At 72.1% G+C, this 17,112-nt stretch carries 14 protein-coding genes; 8 read left to right on the plus strand and 6 right to left on the minus strand.

Annotation, left to right across the window (positions count from 1 at the left end):
* On the plus strand, positions 1-7,082 hold a 7,082-nt coding region (locus AWC08_RS36565), incomplete at its 5' end, for a PE family protein (RefSeq protein ID WP_159460002.1).
* 65 nt (positions 7,083-7,147) lie between these two features.
* A complete protein-coding gene (locus AWC08_RS16970; protein ID WP_069435612.1) occupies positions 7,148-8,221 on the plus strand; it encodes a D-alanine--D-alanine ligase family protein in 1,074 nt (357 codons plus the stop codon).
* On the opposite strand, the gene AWC08_RS16975 is transcribed toward AWC08_RS16970, so the two are convergent.
* On the minus strand, positions 8,218-8,769 hold the full coding sequence (locus AWC08_RS16975; protein ID WP_065134770.1) for a DUF3515 domain-containing protein: 552 nt from the start codon (positions 8,767-8,769) through the stop codon (positions 8,218-8,220). The genes AWC08_RS16970 and AWC08_RS16975 overlap by 4 nt on opposite strands.
* A gap of 143 nt (positions 8,770-8,912) precedes the next feature.
* Here AWC08_RS16975 and AWC08_RS16980 point away from each other — a divergent pair, with 143 nt between their 5' ends.
* The 6 genes from AWC08_RS16980 to AWC08_RS17005 all read left to right on the plus strand — a co-directional run bounded on the left by AWC08_RS16980 (position 8,913) and on the right by AWC08_RS17005 (position 12,922).
* Positions 8,913-9,884 (plus strand): thiamine-phosphate kinase, encoded by a 972-nt coding sequence (locus AWC08_RS16980; protein WP_085088006.1) that lies wholly within the window; start codon positions 8,913-8,915, stop codon positions 9,882-9,884.
* Between the two features lie 9 nt (positions 9,885-9,893).
* Positions 9,894-10,184 carry a DUF1330 domain-containing protein gene (locus tag AWC08_RS16985; protein WP_069434695.1) on the plus strand — a complete coding sequence of 97 codons (291 nt, stop codon included), beginning with the start codon at positions 9,894-9,896 and terminating at the stop codon, positions 10,182-10,184.
* Positions 10,181-10,864, plus strand: coding sequence for a uracil-DNA glycosylase (locus AWC08_RS16990; protein ID WP_065134767.1), 684 nt, complete (start codon positions 10,181-10,183; stop codon positions 10,862-10,864). The genes AWC08_RS16985 and AWC08_RS16990 overlap by 4 nt, the downstream gene beginning before the upstream one ends.
* Positions 10,861-11,166 carry a hypothetical protein gene (locus AWC08_RS16995; protein ID WP_065134766.1) on the plus strand — a complete coding sequence of 102 codons (306 nt, stop codon included), beginning with the start codon at positions 10,861-10,863 and terminating at the stop codon, positions 11,164-11,166. The genes AWC08_RS16990 and AWC08_RS16995 overlap by 4 nt, the downstream gene beginning before the upstream one ends.
* Positions 11,167-11,317: 151 nt before the next feature.
* Complete coding sequence (locus tag AWC08_RS17000) at positions 11,318-12,250, plus strand: NADP-dependent oxidoreductase (protein ID WP_065134775.1); 933 nt, start codon at positions 11,318-11,320, stop codon at positions 12,248-12,250.
* A 21-nt stretch (positions 12,251-12,271) separates the two neighbouring features.
* A complete protein-coding gene (locus AWC08_RS17005; protein WP_082986434.1) occupies positions 12,272-12,922 on the plus strand; it encodes a nitroreductase in 651 nt (216 codons plus the stop codon).
* A 1-nt stretch (position 12,923) separates the two neighbouring features.
* On the opposite strand, the gene AWC08_RS17010 is transcribed toward AWC08_RS17005, so the two are convergent.
* From AWC08_RS17010 to rpmB, 5 genes are all read right to left on the minus strand, one after another.
* Entirely contained in the window at positions 12,924-13,754 is an 831-nt protein-coding gene (locus AWC08_RS17010; RefSeq protein WP_065134765.1) for an oxidoreductase, read from the minus strand.
* Position 13,755: 1 nt separating this feature from the next.
* Positions 13,756-15,000 carry a DUF1214 domain-containing protein gene (locus tag AWC08_RS17015; RefSeq protein ID WP_065134764.1) on the minus strand — a complete coding sequence of 415 codons (1,245 nt, stop codon included), beginning with the start codon at positions 14,998-15,000 and terminating at the stop codon, positions 13,756-13,758.
* Positions 14,997-16,163 (minus strand): sulfotransferase family protein, encoded by a 1,167-nt coding sequence (locus tag AWC08_RS17020; protein WP_069434694.1) that lies wholly within the window; start codon positions 16,161-16,163, stop codon positions 14,997-14,999. The genes AWC08_RS17015 and AWC08_RS17020 overlap by 4 nt, the downstream gene beginning before the upstream one ends.
* Positions 16,163-16,606: a nuclear transport factor 2 family protein gene (locus tag AWC08_RS17025; protein WP_069434693.1), complete on the minus strand. Its 444-nt coding sequence runs from the start codon at positions 16,604-16,606 to the stop codon at positions 16,163-16,165. The genes AWC08_RS17020 and AWC08_RS17025 overlap by 1 nt, the downstream gene beginning before the upstream one ends.
* A gap of 196 nt (positions 16,607-16,802) precedes the next feature.
* Positions 16,803-16,997 (minus strand): 50S ribosomal protein L28, encoded by a 195-nt coding sequence (gene rpmB / locus AWC08_RS17030; RefSeq protein WP_036354526.1) that lies wholly within the window; start codon positions 16,995-16,997, stop codon positions 16,803-16,805.
* Between the last annotated feature and the right edge of the window lie 115 nt (positions 16,998-17,112).

Below are 17,112 nucleotides of genomic sequence, written 5' to 3' on the forward strand. Positions count from 1 at the left end.
GTTCGGGCGGCGCCGGGGGCGCGGGCGGTGCCGGCGGTGCCGGCTGGGCGGCAACCGCCCCGGGCGCTACCGGCGGCGATGGCGGCAACAGCGGCACCGGCGGGTCGGGCGGTACCGGCGGCGCCGGTGGCGTGGGCGGGGCGAGCCGCAGCTTCTTCGGGCAGGCGGGCGGGTATGGCTCCGGCGGCGTAGGCGGTGCTGGCGGCAACTCCGGCGTCGCCGGAGATGGCGGGTCCGGCGGGGCGGGCAACGCCGTCACCGCGGGCGGTACGGGCGGAATGGGTGGTGACACCGGCGGCGTCGGTGCCGGCGGAACCGGCGGCGCGGCCGGCGGTCCGGGAGCGTTCGCCGGCGCTGACGGTGCCGCGGGAGTTCTGATCGCCGGTGGCAACGGCGGTATGGGCGGTGCGGGCTTCACCGCGACCGCGGCGGGCGCGGATGGTGGGGCTGGCGGCGCCGGCGGTGCCGGTGGCAGCCACGGCAATGGTGGTGCCGGTGGGGCCGGCGGTAACGGGATGGCCGGGAACAGCGGTACGGCGGGCGCGAAGGCCGGCGACTCCGGCGGCGACGGCGACGCGGGCGGGGCCGGCGGTCACGGCGGCGCCGGGGGTGCCGGTGGCTCGGTCTCCGGCAACGGCGGGGCCGGCGGAGCCGGCGGACACGGTGCGCACGGCGGTGACGGCGGCGCCGGGGTCAACGGTGCGAGTGCCACGGCGGCCGGCGCCGACGGGCAGGCCGGCGGTTCGGGTGGTAGCGGCGGCGCCGGCGGCGATGGTGGCGACGGCGGAGCCGGTGGGCTCGCCGCGCACGGCGCTGCCGGCAAGGCGGGTGCCGGTGGCAACGCCGGCAGCGGCGGCAACGGCGCGACGCCGGGCAATGGCGGAGCCGGTGCCGCGGGTGATGCCACCCACGTCGACGGTGGTGCCGGCGGAGCCGGCGGCGACACCGGGTTTGGCGGCAAGGCCGGCGTCGGCGGCACTGGTTTCAGCACCGGCACCGACGGCACCGCCGGCTCCACGCCCACCGGGATCCTGGGCAACGGCGGGTCCGGTGGGGCCGGCTTCAATCCCACCGCGTCGGGCGCCGACGGCGGTGCGGGGGGCGCTGGTGGCGCCGGCGGCAACTTCGGCAACGGCGGTGCCGGCGGTGGTGGCGGTAACGGAGTGGCCGGGGACAACGGCGCGGCAGGTGGCGTGGACGGTGAATCCGGCGTGGACGGCGTGGACGGCGGGTCCGGTGGCGCCGGTGGCGCCGGCGGTGCGGGCGGCTCGCTGCGCGGTGATGGCGGGGCCGGCGGGGCCGGTGGGCACGGCGCCCGTGGCGGTGACGGGGGTGCCGGGGTCAACGGCGCTGCGGCGACTGTGGCCGGTGCTGAGGGGCAGGCCGGGGGCTCGGGCGGTGACGGCGGCGCCGGCGGCGACGGCGGCAACGGCGGGGCCGGCGGCAGCGCGGCAACTGGAAGCATCGCAGGCACCGCGGGTGCCGGGGGCAACGCCGGTAGCGGCGGCAACGGCGCGGCCCCGGGCGACGGCGGGGCCGGTGCGGCGGGCGACGCCACGCATCTCGCCGGAGGCGCTGGCGGTGCCGGTGGCGACACCGGGCTGGGCGGCAAGGCCGGGGTCGGGGGCACCGGCTTCAGCACGGGTACCAACGGCGTGGACGGCACGACCCCGACCGGCGTCATGGGCAACGGCGGTGCCGGTGGCGCGGGCGCGAACGCCACGACCCCGGGTGCCGACGGTGGGGCCGGCGGCGCCGGCGGTAAGGGCGGAAACTTCGGCAACGGTGGCGCGGGTGGCGCCGGTGGTGACGGGGCGGCCGGCGCCGCGGGAGTCAACCCGACCCCCGTTGCCCCAGCGGCCAACGGCGACAACGGCACCGGCTATCCGGGGTCGTTCAACACGGCGACCCCAGGCACGAACGGCGCGAACGGCACCGTGGCCGGCCAGTCCGGCGGTAACGGCGGCAACGGCGGCGCATACGTGAGCACCGTCGGCGCCGGCGTCGGGGCGGCCGCCGGCGACGGCGGCGACGGAGGTCTGGGCGCACCCGGCGGCACAGGCGGTAACGGCGGTGCTGGTGGTTCGCTGGTGCTGGGTCAGGCCACCGGAGTCAACGGTGGTGCCGGCGGCCGCGGCGGTGACGGCGTCGCCGGTCAGACCGGCGGCGCCGGGGGAGCCGGTGGTGCGGGCGGCGAAGGCGGTTCGGTCCGCGGCGACGGCGGCGCCGGTGGGGCGGGCGGCAAGGGTGGTACCGGTGGCGCCGGGGCTGCGGGCCAGACCGGTGGGGCCGGCGGGGCGGGCGGGATCGGCTACTCCACCGACTTCCCGGTTCACAGCCAGGCCGGTCCCTCGACCGCTGGTGACGGCGGGGCCGGTGGTGCCGGTGGTACCGGCGGTGCGGGCGGCACCGGTGGCACAGGTGGCGCCGGCGGGGTCGGTGGCATTCACCACGGCACCGGATTCAGCGACGGCACGCACGGGATCGGCGGTGACGGCGGCAACGGCGGGACCGCCGGGGCCGGCGGCGACGGCGGCGTCGGCGGGGCTGGCGGCGAGGCGGCCAAGGCAGGTAACGGCGGTGCCGGCGGGCACGGCGGAGATGCCGGTGCAGTCGGTCTTGGCGGCGAGGGCGGCGACAGCGGCGGCGGCGCCACCGGCGCCAAGGGCCTCGCTGGCCAGCTTCCCGACGGGACGTCCGGTCATGGCGGTGCCGGCGGTGGCGGAGGCAACGCCAGCGCGGCGCCCACCGGCCAACCGCCCGGAGCCGGCGGAACCGGCGGCGCCGGTGGAGACGGCGGCAACCTGGGCAACGGCGGACAGGGCGGCACGGGTGGCACGGGCGCGAACGGTGTCCGCGGCGCCGATGGGGTCAACCTAGGCGACCCCGGGACCATCGGTGAGACCGGCGGCGCCGGCGGTGCCGGCGGCAAGGGTGGCCTGGGTGGCTCGATCCGGGGTGATGGCGGCACCGGCGGGCTCGGCGGCCACGGCGGAACCGGTGGTGCCGGCGGGGATGGGGTCAACGGCGCTTCGGGAACCATGCTCGGCCAAGCCGGCCAAGCCGGCGGTAACGGCGGTAACGGAGGAACCGGCGGGGCGGGCGGGGCCGGCGGAGACGCCGGCGGCGTCGCCGCAGGCGGGGCGGGCTCCGCGGGCGTCAACGGCACCGGTGGCACCGGCGGCACCGGCGGTGCCGCCGGCAAGCCCGGTGACGGCGGAAACGGACAGGTCGGCGGCTTCGGCACTCCGGACGGCGGTCGCGGTGGCGACGGCGGCAACCCCGGCAACGTGGGCGCCGGCGGCGCCGGCGGGGACGCGGGCACTGGCGGTTCCGGCGGCGGCAAGGGCGCCAACGGCGTTGCTGGCGCCGCGGTCACCAGCGGCGGCAATGGCGGTGACGGCGGCCAGGGCGGATATGCCGCTGGTCCGCAAGGGCAGGGTGGCGCGGGCGGCGCCGGCGGAAACGGCGGGTCCGTCGGCAACGGCGGCAAGGGCGGCGACGGCGGCAAAGGCCTTGACGGCAGCTTCGGGCAGGGCGGCGGGACGGGCGGTGCCGGCGGCGCCGGCACTGGCGGCGCGGATGGCGGTAAGGGCGGAGCCGGCGGCAACGGCGGCTCGATCTCAGGTAACGGCGGCGCCGGCGGCACCGGCGGGGCCGGTGGCGCGGGCGGCGATGGCGGCGGGGGCGGCACCGGCGCGGACGGAGACTTCTTCAGCTCCGGTGGCCCGGGCGGGGCCGGTGGCGGCGGTGGTGACGGTGGAGCGGGCGGCGAAGGCGGGACCGGCGGGCAAGCCCTGGGCTCGGGCAACGGCGGCGCCGGTGGCAAGGGCGGTGCCGGAGGCTTGGGTGGCGACGGCGCATCCGGCGGTGGCGGTGGCGCGGCCGGGGGAGGCGCAGTCGGAGCCTACGGTGGTGCCGGCGGTACCGGCGGCGACGCCGGTAAAGGCGGGGGCGGCGGCTTGGGTGGCGCCGGTGGTGCGGCCCACGGGTCGGGAACGGGTGGCCTCGGCGGCGATGGCGGCTTCGGCGGCTCGGGAGGCAACGCCGGTGCTGGTGGAAACGGCGCCAGCGAAGGCGGCACGATCACTGGTGGTAACGGCGGGGCCGGCGGTGCGGCGGGCGATGCCGGTGCCGGCGGCGCCGGCGGCCGCGGCGGTGACTCCGCGACGGGTCTGGCCGGTGACGGGGGTAGGGGCAGTAGTGGCGGCGTAGCCGGGTTGAGCGCGTCCGGCGGCGCCGGGGGCGCCGGCGGTGGAGTCGCGGGGGCGAATGGTGAGGGCGCCTCGGGCGGTGGCGGTGGCGCCGGTGGCGATGGTGGCGACGGGAACCCAGCGGCAGGCCCGTCCGGCAACGGCGGCGCGGGCGGTGACGGCGGCTATGGCAGCACCGGCGGCGGCAAGGGCGGCGCAGGCGGTGACGGCGGGTCCGTCGGCAGCGGCGGCAAAGGCGGCGACGGTGGGTACGGCACCAACGGCTCTGCCGGTGCCGACGGTGGCGCCGGGGGCAATGCCGGGTCGATCTCCGGCAACGGCGGCGATGGCGGCTCCGGTGGCGGCGGCGGCACCGGCGGCACCGGTGGCGCGGGCGGCATCGGTGGCCCGCAGTCGGGTAACGGCGGCAACGGCGGTCAGGGCGGCAACGGCTTTGGCGTCGCGGGTGCTAGCGGCGGTGACGGTGGTGCCGGCGGCAGGGCAGGGTTGTACGGCGACGGCGGCAAGGGCGGTGACGGCGGAGCCGGCATCGCCGGTGCGAACGGCGCGGCGGGAGCCCCGTACAGCAATCCCGGCCAGGGCGGCACGGCCGGCGGCCATGGCGGCAACGGCGGTGCGGGCGGAGAGGGCGGTTTGGTCTCCGGAAGCGGCGGCGACGGCGGCAAGGGCGGTGCCGGCGGCAATGGCGGCGACGGCGGGGCCGGCGGCCCCGGCGAACCGGCCGGCTTCCTCAGCTCTGGCACCGACGGCGGTCCCGGCGCCAGCGGCGCAGTGGGCGGTAACGGCGGGACCGGCGGCGCGGGCGGTGCAGGGCACGGGACCGGAAACGGCGGCGCCGGCGGGGTCGGCGGCATCGCCGGGCAGGGTGGCAACGGCGGTAACGGCGGTGTCGGCGGCAACGGCACAGGGTTCCTCACCGTGGACAACGGCCACGGCGGACCCGCCGGAAATGGCGCCAACGGCGGTGCCGGCGGTTCCGGCGGCGCGGGTGGCGCGGCCGACGGATCAGGCAATGGTGGTGCCGGCGGAGCGGCCGGTGCCGCGGGTTCCGGTGGCAACGGCGGCGTCGGCGGCGACGCCGGCGACGGGTATGGGCCCCCGGCCGTCGGCGGAGGGATGGGCGGGGCCGCCGGTAACGGCGGCACCAGCGGCGTCGGTGGCGCCGGCGGCAGCGCCGCAAATGGCTCCGGGGGCGCAGGCGGTGCCGGTGGTGCCGGCGGCAATGGTGGCAGTGGCGGTAATGGCGGACGTGGCGGGTACTACGACGGGGGCTCCGGAGGCTCTGCCGGGGACGGCGGTAACGGCGGTCACGGCGGAACCGGCAGCGTCGGCGGTGCCGGCGGTGCCGGCGGCAACTCGGCCTCAGGGACCGGCGGGAACGGCGGTGCCGGTGCCGGTGGCGGCGTCGGCGGTGCCGGAGGCTTAGGCGGTGCCGGTGGCCAATCCGTAATCGGGAGTAAAGGTGGCGGCGGCGCCAACGGCGGCGGCGGCGGCGCCGGGGGCTCCGGCGGAGCCGGCGGCAGCGGCGTTATTGGCGGTGCGGGCGGTACCGGCGGCTCGGGTTCGGCGGGCGGTGCCGGCGGCGGTGGCGGCAACGGCGGCAACAACTACGCGACAGAATCGGTTGCCGGTTTCGGCGGCAATGCCGGCAACGGCGGCGTCGGCGGTGGCGGCGGCTCGGGCGGAGCTGGTGGCTTTGGCATCACCCAAGGCGGCGCCGGCGGGGCCGGCGGCTCGGCATCGAATGGCGGCGCCGGTGGTAACGGCGGTAGCGGCGGCCAGAACTTCAGCGCGGGCACCGTCTCCCTCGGCGGTGACGGCGGCATCGGTGGCAACGCCGGCAACGCCGGCAGCGGCGGCGGCGGCGGTCGCGGCGGGGACTCCGCCGTCGGGGCTGCCGGTGACGGCGGGAACGGTGGCGGCGGCGGCGTGGGCGGCACGAACGGTCACGGCGGTAGCGGCAGGGATGGCGGGAATACGGGTGCCCCAGGAAAGGCCGGCATCGGGGGTGACGGCGGTGCCGGCGGCGGCGGCGGCAACGGTGCGGCATCGGCCGGCCCATCCGGTGACGGCGGTGACGGCGGTGCAGGCGGGGCCGGCGGCACCGGCGGAGCCGATGGCGGTGGTGGCGGAGCCGGCGGTGACGGCGGATCATACGGAAACGGCGGAAACGGCGGGGCCGGTGGATTCGGTTCGGCCGGTGCTACCGGCACACATGGCCCCGACGCATACGGCTATGCCGGCTACGGCGGGGCCAACGGCGGGAATGGCGGCGCCGGCGGCACCGGCGGCGCCGGTGGGTCGGTATCCGGCGACGGGGGTGCCGGTGGGCTTGGTGGCGGCGGCGGCAATGGCGGTGATGGCGGGGGCGGCGGCAACGGCGCCAGTGACTTCCAAGGCGGCATCATCAGGCCGGGCGGAGCCGGTGGCGCCGGCGGGATCGGTGGCAACGGCGGTGTCGGCGGTGGGGGCGGCGAGGCCCTGGGCGCCGGCACCGGCGGTGCCGGCGGCGGCGGCGGAGACGCGGGCAAGGGCGGGTCCGGCGGGGCCGGCGGTCTCGGTGGTTCACTGCCAGCCAGCGCGGCCGGCGGTAACGGAGGCAACGCGGGCAAGGGTGGGACCGGCGGTAACGGCGGTGCCGGTGGCGACTCCGCGTCCGAGAAGGCCGGCGACGGAGGCAACGGCGGTGCCGGTGCGGTGGCCGGCACCCCGGGCGTCGGCGGTACCGGCAATGCCGGTTATTCGGGTCCTGACGGAAGCCCTGGCCTGGCCGCCGTCGGCGGCCCCGGCGGCACCGGCGGTCCAGGGGGCACCGGCGATTCACCCGCCAACGACGGCGCCGACGGTCAGCCCGGCCCCGACGCCTAGTGATGCCGTGGCCTGACCTCGCCAAACCCGCCCCTGCGCCACCGACCCGGTAGCCTCTCCAGGTTGTGACTGCCAGCAACCGCGTCCGCGTCGCCGTCGTCTTCGGCGGACGCAGCAACGAGCACGCCATCTCGTGCGTGTCCGCGGGCAGCATCCTGCGCAACCTGGATCCGCAGCGGTTCGACGTCGTTGCGATCGGGATCACGCCGCAGGGCGGCTGGGTCCTCACAGATGGCGACCCGGCCGCGCTGGCCATCAATAACCGGCAGCTGCCAGGGGTGAGCGCCGATTCGGGCACCGAGCTGGCGTTGCCGGCCGCTCCCCGGTCCGAGGTTTTCGGGACCGTCGACGTGGTGTTCCCGGTGCTGCACGGACCCTACGGCGAGGACGGCACGATCCAGGGCCTGCTCGAACTCGCCGGTGTCCCGTACGTGGGTGCCGGCGTGCTGGCCAGTGCCGCCGGCATGGACAAGGAGTTCACCAAGAAGCTGCTCGTCGCCGAGGGACTCCCGGTCGGCGCATACACGGTCTTGCGGCCGTCACAATCGACGCTGCACCCCGAGGAACGCGAGCGACTGGGCCTGCCGGTGTTCGTGAAGCCGGCGCGGGGCGGCTCGTCGATCGGCGTCAGCCGGGTGGCGAGCTGGGATGATCTGCCCGCCGCGATCGCCGCGGCCCGCCGCCATGACCCGAAAGTGATCGTCGAGGCGGCGATCAACGGCCGCGAGCTGGAATGCGGTGTCCTCGAAATGCCAGACGGCACAATCGAGGCCAGCACGCTGGGGGAGATCCGGGTGGCCGGGGTGCGCGGACGCGAAGACGGCTTCTACGACTTCGAGACCAAATACCTGGACGACGCCGCCGAACTGGACGTGCCGGCCAAGGTCGACGACGAGGTCGCACAAGCGTTGCGGCAGTTGGCGATTCGCGCGTTCCAGGCGATCGGCTGCCAAGGTCTGGCCCGGGTCGACTTCTTCCTCACCGACGCCGGCCCGGTGATCAACGAGATCAACACCATGCCGGGATTCACCACCATCTCGATGTATCCGCGGATGTGGGCGGCCAGCGGGGTGGACTACCCGACGCTGCTGGCCACCATGGTGGAAACGGCGCTGGCCCGCGGGGTCGGTCTGCGCTAGCGAGTCGGTGCCGGGTCGATCGGCACCGCCGCAATCGTGCGGTCAATGACGCCCGAAAGATCCTGGATGGGAACAGGTCCCGAATTCGCGGGCAGCGTGATGGCCACATAGACCGGACGGTCGACGGTGTACCAGGTGGATTTGCCCTCCTCCAAGGAGCCTTGCTCAGCCACCTCGAACCACTGCACCTTGTCGACGACCTGGATGGGCGAGCCCACCACGAACTCCGCGGGACGTTCCAGGCCACAGCGCATGACCACCGGCTCGGTAGCGGTGCCGGACCGCCAAGCGCTGGCGGACTCGGGTGCCGGATGCGCCAGTTCCGCGCGCTGAAAATCGCCGAGTCGTTTGGGCAGTGCGGCCATCAGGGCCTGACAGGCGGGACTGCCGGCCTGCGGCGCCGGCGCCGCAGGAAGTGTCACCGGTTGGCCCGAGGTGTGTCGGATGGCCGCCAACGCCAGGATTGCCACGATCGTCAAGACCGCCAGCGCCAGCGCCGCGATCATGGCGGCGCGTGGCGGGCCGCCGGAGTCGGCCCCGCCTGTCATCCTGGCTGTCTCCTCTGCGATCCGCCGCGTCGTCATGACTACACTGGCCCGGGTCTGCCCGGATGGGCAGGAACCCAACTTACCGCAGGTCGGACGGCCGTCCGGGGGCGTCACACGGCCGGGGTGCGCAGAGATGAGGTGACGTGCGGGACGAGGATTCGACGGAGTCCCCGACACTGCAGCAGGTCGGTGAGTTCGCGGTGATCGAGGGGCTGGTGCGGGATCGCCGCCAGCCCGCGGCCGTCACCCTCGGTCCAGGAGACGACGCGGCGGTGGTTTCGGGCAGCGACGAACGCACCGTGGTGTCGGTCGACATGTTGGTGCAGGACCGGCACTTTCGGCTCGACTGGTCGACCCCTTACGACGTGGGACGCAAGGCGATCGCCCAGAATGCGGCCGATATCGAAGCGATGGGCGCCCGGCCGACCGCGTTCGTGGTGGGTTTCGGCGCACCCGGCGACACTCCTCGGGAGCAGGCCAGTGCGCTGGTCGACGGTATGTGGGACGAGGCGGATCGGGTGGGCGCCGGCATCGCGGGCGGAGACCTGGTCAGCTGTCCGCAGTGGGTGATATCGGTAACGGTGCTGGGAGATCTGGAGGGTAGGGCGCCGGTGTTGCGGTCCGGTGCGCGGCCCGGCTCGGTGGTTGCCGTCGCCGGTGATCTGGGCCGTTCCGCTGCCGGATATGAACTGTGGTGCAAGGGAATTGAAGATTTCCAAGGCCTTCGCCACCGGCATCTGGTGCCGTTACCCCCGTATGGCGAAGGTGCGATCGCCGCGGCCGCCGGGGCTCTGGGGATGATCGATGTATCCGACGGACTGGTGGCCGACCTGCGGCACATCGCCGAGGCTTCCGTGGTGGGTATCGATCTGTCCACCGAGGCGCTGGGTGTCGACCGCGACGCGGTGTCGCAGGCGGCCGACGCCGTCGGAGCCGACCCGTGGGCGTGGGTGCTCGGCGGCGGCGAAGATCACGCCCTGGTGGCGTGTTTCGGCGATGACGTGCCGGCCGGGTGGCGGGTGATCGGGCAGGTGCTCGAAGGGCCGGCCCGGGTGTTGGTCGACGGCAAAGTGTGGGAGGGATACGCGGGGTGGCAGTCGTTCGAGCAACGTTAGGCTGTCCGCGTGACCGTCTATGCGATCGCCCAGCTCAAATTCACCGATCGAGCGGCCTACGACAGATACCAGACGGGCTTCCTGGACGTCTTTCGGCGCTACTCCGGAACTCTGCTCGCCGCTGACGAGTCGCCCGTGCTGGTGGAGGGGGATTGGGACCGCGACAAGGTGGTGCTGATGTCGTTTCCCGACGAGGAAGCGTTCCGCAGTTGGGCGCAATCGCCTGAGTATCAAGAGATCTCGAAGGACCGCCGGGCCGGCGCCGACACCGTGGTGCTGCTGGTGAAAGGGCTGTCGTGACCGCGCGCCCGTTGAGTGAACTGGTCGACCCGGGTTGGGCGACGGCGCTGGCGCCGGTCGCCGATCAGGTGAGCCAGATGGGACAGTTCCTGCGCGCCGAGATTGCCGCCGGCCGACGATATCTGCCCGCCGGTCCGAACGTGTTGCGGGCGTTCAGCTTTCCATTTGACGACGTGCGGGTGCTCATTGTGGGGCAGGATCCCTATCCGACGCCCGGCCACGCCGTGGGCCTGAGCTTCTCGGTGGCGCCGGACGTGCGCCCACTGCCGCGCAGCCTGTCCAACATCTTCGACGAGTACACCGCCGACCTCGGTTTCCCGCAGCCGTCCAACGGCGACCTGACACCGTGGGCGCAGCGCGGTGTGATGCTGCTGAACCGGGTGCTCACCGTGCGCCCCAGCACCCCGGCATCGCATCGGGGCAAGGGCTGGGAAGCGGTGACGGAGTGCGCGATTCGCGCCCTGGTGGGTCGGGACAAGCCGCTGGTGGCGATCCTGTGGGGGCGCGACGCGTCAACCCTCAAACCGATGCTGGCCGAAGGCGATTGTGTCGCCATCGAATCGCCGCACCCCTCGCCGCTGTCAGCCTCACGCGGGTTTTTCGGGTCGCGCCCGTTCAGTCGCGCCAATGAACTGCTCACCGGCATGGGGGCCGACCCGATCGATTGGCGGTTGCCGTGACGACGACCGCACGACTGGAGCAGGTCGGCGGCATCTCACTGATCGACCTATTGGGAATTTGCGAGGTACAGGGTCGTGACGGTTTGCCGTATCCGTTCTGGCGGACCCAGCCTGCCGCGGCCCCTGAGACGAATGCCTCCATGGTGGCGGAGCGGCTCGATGGGGGAGACCTCAATATTTTCCAGCAGTGGGCGCGCGCCTATGTGGAGGCCGACATCTGGGTGGAGTGCCGGGTGAACTTCACTTCTGCGGATCCTGATCTGCGACCCGATGCCCAGATCAAGACATTAACAAGGGCGTAGAGTTCAAATCGTCACGAATTGTCGGCCTCCCCTCAGATCCGATTCATTGGCGACGGCACTGCCCGGGGACGGTCCACGCGCGGTATTAGCTCGGGCGAGGAGGGGCCGCCTTGCCTTGCGCTTGTGTCCGGGGGTGATTGCCATGGCCGAGATGACGGCTTTGCGAGCACACCGTCGCGGCGGCCCCGAAGTGTTGGCCGTCGAGTCGGCGCCGGTCCCGGTTCCGGCGGCTGGCGAAGTGCTGGTGGCCGTGCACGCCGCGGCCATCACGTTCGACGAATTGACCTGGGAAGAAACCTGGACGCGGGATGGCGTCGACCGGACGCCGACCATCGTGTCGCACGAGGTCTCCGGTGTGATCGCCGAGACGGGACCAGGTGTCACCGACGTCCAGCCTGGCGACGACGTGTACGGACTGGTCGCTTTCGACCGCGACGGCGCCGCAGCCGAATTCGTCGCGATGCCGGCGACTGACCTGGCGGCCAAACCGTCGACCGTCTCCCATGCGGTTGCGGCGGCGCTTCCGCTGGCCGGGCTGACCGCGTTGCAGGCACTGGTTGACCATGCCGGTGTGCGGCCCGGTGAGGCGGTGCTGGTGCACGGCGGTGCCGGGGGAGTGGGTGCATTGACGGTCCAACTGGCGGCGCAGCTGGGTGCCGAGGTCACCGCCACGGTCCGCAGCGACACCGCCGAACTGGTCCGCGGCTTCGGCGCCCGGCACGTGATCAACACGCGCAGGGCCGAATTCGACGGCCCAGGCACGAAATATGACGTCGTGATCGACACCGTCGGGGGCCAGACCCTGGACCGGTCCTTCGGCGTGCTGCGCCGCGGTGGCCGGTTGGTGACGCTCAGCGCGCCGCCACCAGCGGGCATAGACACCGAATTCGGTGTTACGGCAACCTTCTTCATCGTCACCGCCAACCGGGACCAACTCACCGAACTGGCGACCCTGGTGGACAGCGGCAGTTTGCACATCGAGATTGCCGATACCTTCCCGCTCGCCCGCGGCCGGGAAGCGTTCGAAAGTGGGAGCCGCCCGGGGCGGCGGGCCGGAAAGACCGTCCTCGTCGTCCGCGACTGACCACCCTGTCAGGATGAGGGCGTGTACGACCTCGAGGAGACGATCCGCCAACGCCGTTCCAGCCGCATGTTCCTGCCCCAGCCGGTGCCGCGGCGGCTGGTCGAGGAATCGCTGGAGCTGGCGGTGCGTGCCCCGTCCAACTCGAATGTGCAGCCGTGGCAGGTCGTTTTCACCAGCGGGGCAGCCAGGGACAGGTTGGTGGCGGCATTGCTGGCCAAGGCCCGTTCCGAACCACCGAAGGTCCCGCAACTGCCGCCCGCCTTCGCTCACCTGCGACGGGACCTGGGTGCGCAGGTCTACGGCTCGATGGGGATTGCCCGAGACGACACGCTCGGACGTCAGGAAGCGGTGCTGCGTAACTGGGAATTCTTCCGCGCCCCGATGGGCGGAGTGGTGTTCATGCACCAGGATCTCGATGTCGTCGACAGCATGGGTGTCGGGATGTTTCTGCAGAACCTGTTGCTGGCCTTGACCGCTCGCGGCCTGGGCACCTGTGTTCAGGTTTCGATCGCCGGCTATCCCGAGATCGTCCGCGAGCAACTGGGCATCGCCGTGGAGATGCGAATCCTGTGTGGGCTGGCGGTGGGCTATCCGGACCCGGACTTCGCGGCCAACTCGCTGCGCATCGGCCGCGACAGCCTGGACAAGCACGTGGTGTTCCTCGACGAATGACCTAGCCCCCCGGGAAATTCACGTCTTTCGTCACGGCCTTCCACTCCTCGATCGACGCCGACAGCGCGGCGATCTTGTCCCGCATCGCTTTGAGCACGTCACGGCCCAGCAGCAACCGCAATGGGGGATCGTCGAGTTCGGTCACCATGAGCACCGCCTCGGCGACCTTGCGGGGGTCGCCCGGCAGGTGGTCGGCGAACTGCTTGATGAGGTCCTTGCGTGCGGCGACGTCGGCGTAATCGGCGATGGGACTGCCGGTTTCCTTCATCGACCGGCTCGCCCAATCGGTGCGGAACGCACCGGGTTCGATGGCGGTCACCTTGATCCCGAGCGGACGGACTTCGGTGGCGAGGGCTTCGGTCACTGCTTCCAGCGCGAACTTGGTGGATGAGTAATAGGCATTCGGCGGGTTGGCGACCAGACCGGTCATCGACGAGATATTGACGATGTGGCCCGACCCCCGCGCCCGCATGGCCGGCAGCACCGCCTTGATCATGTCGACCGCGCCGAAGTAGTTGACGTCGAACAATTTTCGGACTTCGGCGTCCTCGCCCTCCTCCACCGCCGACAGATAACCGTGTCCGGCGTTGTTGACCAACACGTCGACCCCACCGAAGGCCTGCTCGGCTGCGGCGACCGCGGCGGCGATCTGGCCGGCGTCGGTGACGTCGAGTGCCACCGCCAACGCGCGAGAGCCGAATTCGTCGGCGAAGTCCTGCACCGCCTCGGCCCGTCGCGCCGTCACCGCCACGCTGTGGCCGCGTTCCAAAGCGGCACGGGCGATCTCGCGGCCGAAACCGGTGGAGCAACCCGTCACCAACCACCGCGCCATCTCAGGCCGTCCCTTCCGGCAGGCGCCGTAGGTAGCTCGCTCGGCGGTCGGCCAGTTCGGCCGCGCGCTGCTCGCGGCTCACCCGCGGCAGGTCCGGCACCTCGGCATCGAGCCGGTCCAGCTTCACCACCCGCCCGTGCGCACCGAGTCCCGCTCGGGGGCCCGTCTCGCCGAACTCCGCCATCCGCAACGTCAGAATGGCTTCGCGCAGCCCGTCGGTGTCGATCCAGTTGGCCGTCCCGGGGTCAACCGGCGAGATCACGTAGGTGTACGTGCCGTCCTCGTTGGCCACCGACTGCGCCTTGTTCAAGCTGCCGGTGCGGTCGACGATGTCCAGCGTGGTGCCCCAGATGTTGCTCAGCGGCACCGTGAAGTACTCCGCGCCACCGTCGTTGAGGTCGACGACGAACGCCTCGTCCGGGGCCAGGTCGAAGCGGCCCATGACGTAGAACTGGTTGCGCATCGCACCGTCGGTGTCCGCCGACCAGGCCAGGTCGAACTGGTTGGCCGGCATCTTGTAGACGCCGTGGCTGAGCTTGCCGGTGAAGTTGGCGAAGTACGCCATCATCGACGCGGTCGCCTCGGCTTGTTCGTCCAGGGCGCGCGCCGGGGTTGCAGGCGGGCCGCCTAGCCGTTGTATCTCAAAGTGATTGGGATCGTCGCGTCCCCAGTCGAGCAGCACATCGCGGATGTAGAACTCATGCGCCTGCGGGGTGCTGCGCACGTGATTCGGCCGGCCATTGGCCGGGTCGGCATCGACGGTGATAGTGAAGCTGCCGTCGGAATCGACCGTCATGGTGCGGCCGTTGAGCACGTCGACGGTGCCCATGTGCGCGTCCCAGAGGGTGAAGTAGTTCTCGGTCATCCGGTGCTCACCCACCCGGCCGCGGATCTCATAGCGTTCGTCGCCCGAGATCGGTATCACCCGGTACACACTGTCGGGATTGTCGATCCCCCAACGGGATCCGGGAATGCGCCGGCCGTCCACCGGGTGCGCCAACCGGGTGATGCAACTGACTTTGGGTCGCAGCTTGTCCTGATTGGACGACCACACCGCGGCCGAGAACATCACTTCGGCGAAGGCGTCGTCGAACCGCTCACGCATTGCCTCCGACGCCTTCGCGCGGCCGAGCCAGGTCTGCGCGACGTCGCGGTAGGCTGCCTTGACGGTGGGGTGCTCGATCAACTCCACGGCGGCCAGTTCCTGTTCATGCTGGGATGCCGTGGCGACCGGGTGGTCGGTCATACGCTGCTCCTGTCTCGGAAACGTTTGTTGTACAACGCGAATCGCTCATCGACCTGCTCGGGACGCAGGCCGTAATCGGCCAGCCGGTAAGGAGGACGCGCGCCTTCGCGGGGGCGTACCTGAAGCCAGTGCCGCATGGCGTCGCGCGCCTGGTCGGTCAACGGCACACCGACGGCGTCATACACGCGGGCCACCTGCCCGATCGGATCGGCCACCGCCTCCTCGAAGTGAATGTCGGTGACCCGCCCGGCGTCCCAGCTGTCACGGACCGCCATCGTCCGGTCGTTGGTCCATCCCATGCGTTGCAGCCACTCGGCGCCCACCCGGTTCACGTCGACGTTATCGGCGTGCATAGCGTGCAAGGTCGCGTTCAAGCTGGCGCCCGATGCGATCGTGGTGCGCGGATCGCGGTGCATGTGGACGACGTGCACGCCAGGGAACCTGGCCCGCAGCAGATCCAGATACCCCAGGTGCGCCGGCGACTTCAGCACCCAGCGCTGCCCCCGCACACCTCGCTGCCGCTTCTGCCACTGCAGAAACCGCAGCATGCGGTAGAGGTAGTCGTAGGCCGGTGTGAAGTCCTGCTCGTCGAGCCAGGACCGGTAGTGCGGCAGGTGGGCGCCGGACTCGGGGACGTGCGACAAGAACGCGTCGGCCAGAAAGACGATCTCTTCCTCGGCTTCCCGCGCGTACATGGGATGGATGGTGAACAGATCTGGTGCCAGTTCGCGCGACTTCGCTTCGCGCGCTTCGCTGATCGCGATTCGGGGGTCGGTGCCGGTGAACGTCTGGCCGAGTTTGGGCGCGACCTCGACCACCTCCCAGCCGTAGGCGCACAGGAAGCGCGGGTCCGCCGCCAGCAGCCGCTGCATCAACGTGGTTCCGCTGCGCATCATTCCGACGACGACGATCGGCGCCGCGACCTGCTCGTCGAGGATGTCCGGGTGGCGCCGGATCCACTCCTGGGTCCGCAGCCGCATCCGGAGGCTGTGCACGATTCCCGACCGCAGGATGTGGGTGCCGATGTCGTTGAGGTCGGCACGCGCGTAGTCGGCCAGCAATACCCTGAGTGGACGTTCGAAATGGCCCGGGCCCCAGTCGGTTAGCGACTCCTTGCGTTGCGCCTCGGCCAGCACCGCCGCGGCGTCGAACGGCGTCGCCACTAGAACTTCAGGTGCTGGCTGACGTCGCCGATCTGGTCGACGAACATCGTGCGGCTGTCGAACCACCACACGCCGTCGCGCCGGTGGAAGGTGTCTTTGTAGTGGCCTGTCACGATCACCTGCAGCGGCAACTCGGGGGTGGCCTGCGTGACGCAGTAATAAGACGTGCTGTGCGCCGTGCCCGCCGCATCATCGATGTGTAGCTGCACATTGGTGGTGTTGTGCTTGGTCTTGGGGGTGCCGTCCTCGTAGATGCGGGTGGCCATCTCGTACATCTGGCGCACCCGGGCGGCTCCGGCGAACACCGTTTCCGGGGGGCCGTCCTCCACGCCGCAGATACGGCCATGCTCGAAGAGCCCGGCGACCCCGTCCAGGTCGCCGCTGTCGAGGAGTTGCGCGTAGGTGTAGATCAGGTTGGTGATCGCTATAGCGCTGTCACTCACGTGGAACCACCTCGGCTGTACTCCGTTGTTTCCGCCAGACGTGCTGGTGACGTTACTTGGAGGCCGAGGCCGGTCGGCAAGCTGACCCGCTGTGTCGCCGAGCCTGAAGAATTGCAGGCCAGTACTCGCACTTTTGCTGCAGATTTTCAGCCTGGGCGAGTGGGCGACTGGGAAACCCGGGAGAACCGCGCCTGAGTCAGCCGCGGGTGACCTTGCCCGCCTTGATGCACGAGGTGCACACGTTGAGACGCTGCTTGTTGCCGCCGGGACGGGTCACGGCGTGCACGGTCTGAACGTTGGGGTTCCACCGGCGGCTGGTGCGGCGGTGGGAGTGCGACACCGACTTACCGAAGCCGGGGCCTTTCCCGCAGATATCGCACACAGCGGCCATGGTTCAAACTCCTCAAGTCTGTTGCTGGGGGCCGGCGACCTCGTCAAAGGGTCGGCCGAAACTGAGCCGGAATAGCCCAGGATAGCCCAGGGGAGTCCCAGGATACCGACTCCGG

This window comes from Mycobacterium gordonae (genome assembly GCF_002101675.1).
Lineage (GTDB): Bacteria > Actinomycetota > Actinomycetes > Mycobacteriales > Mycobacteriaceae > Mycobacterium > Mycobacterium gordonae.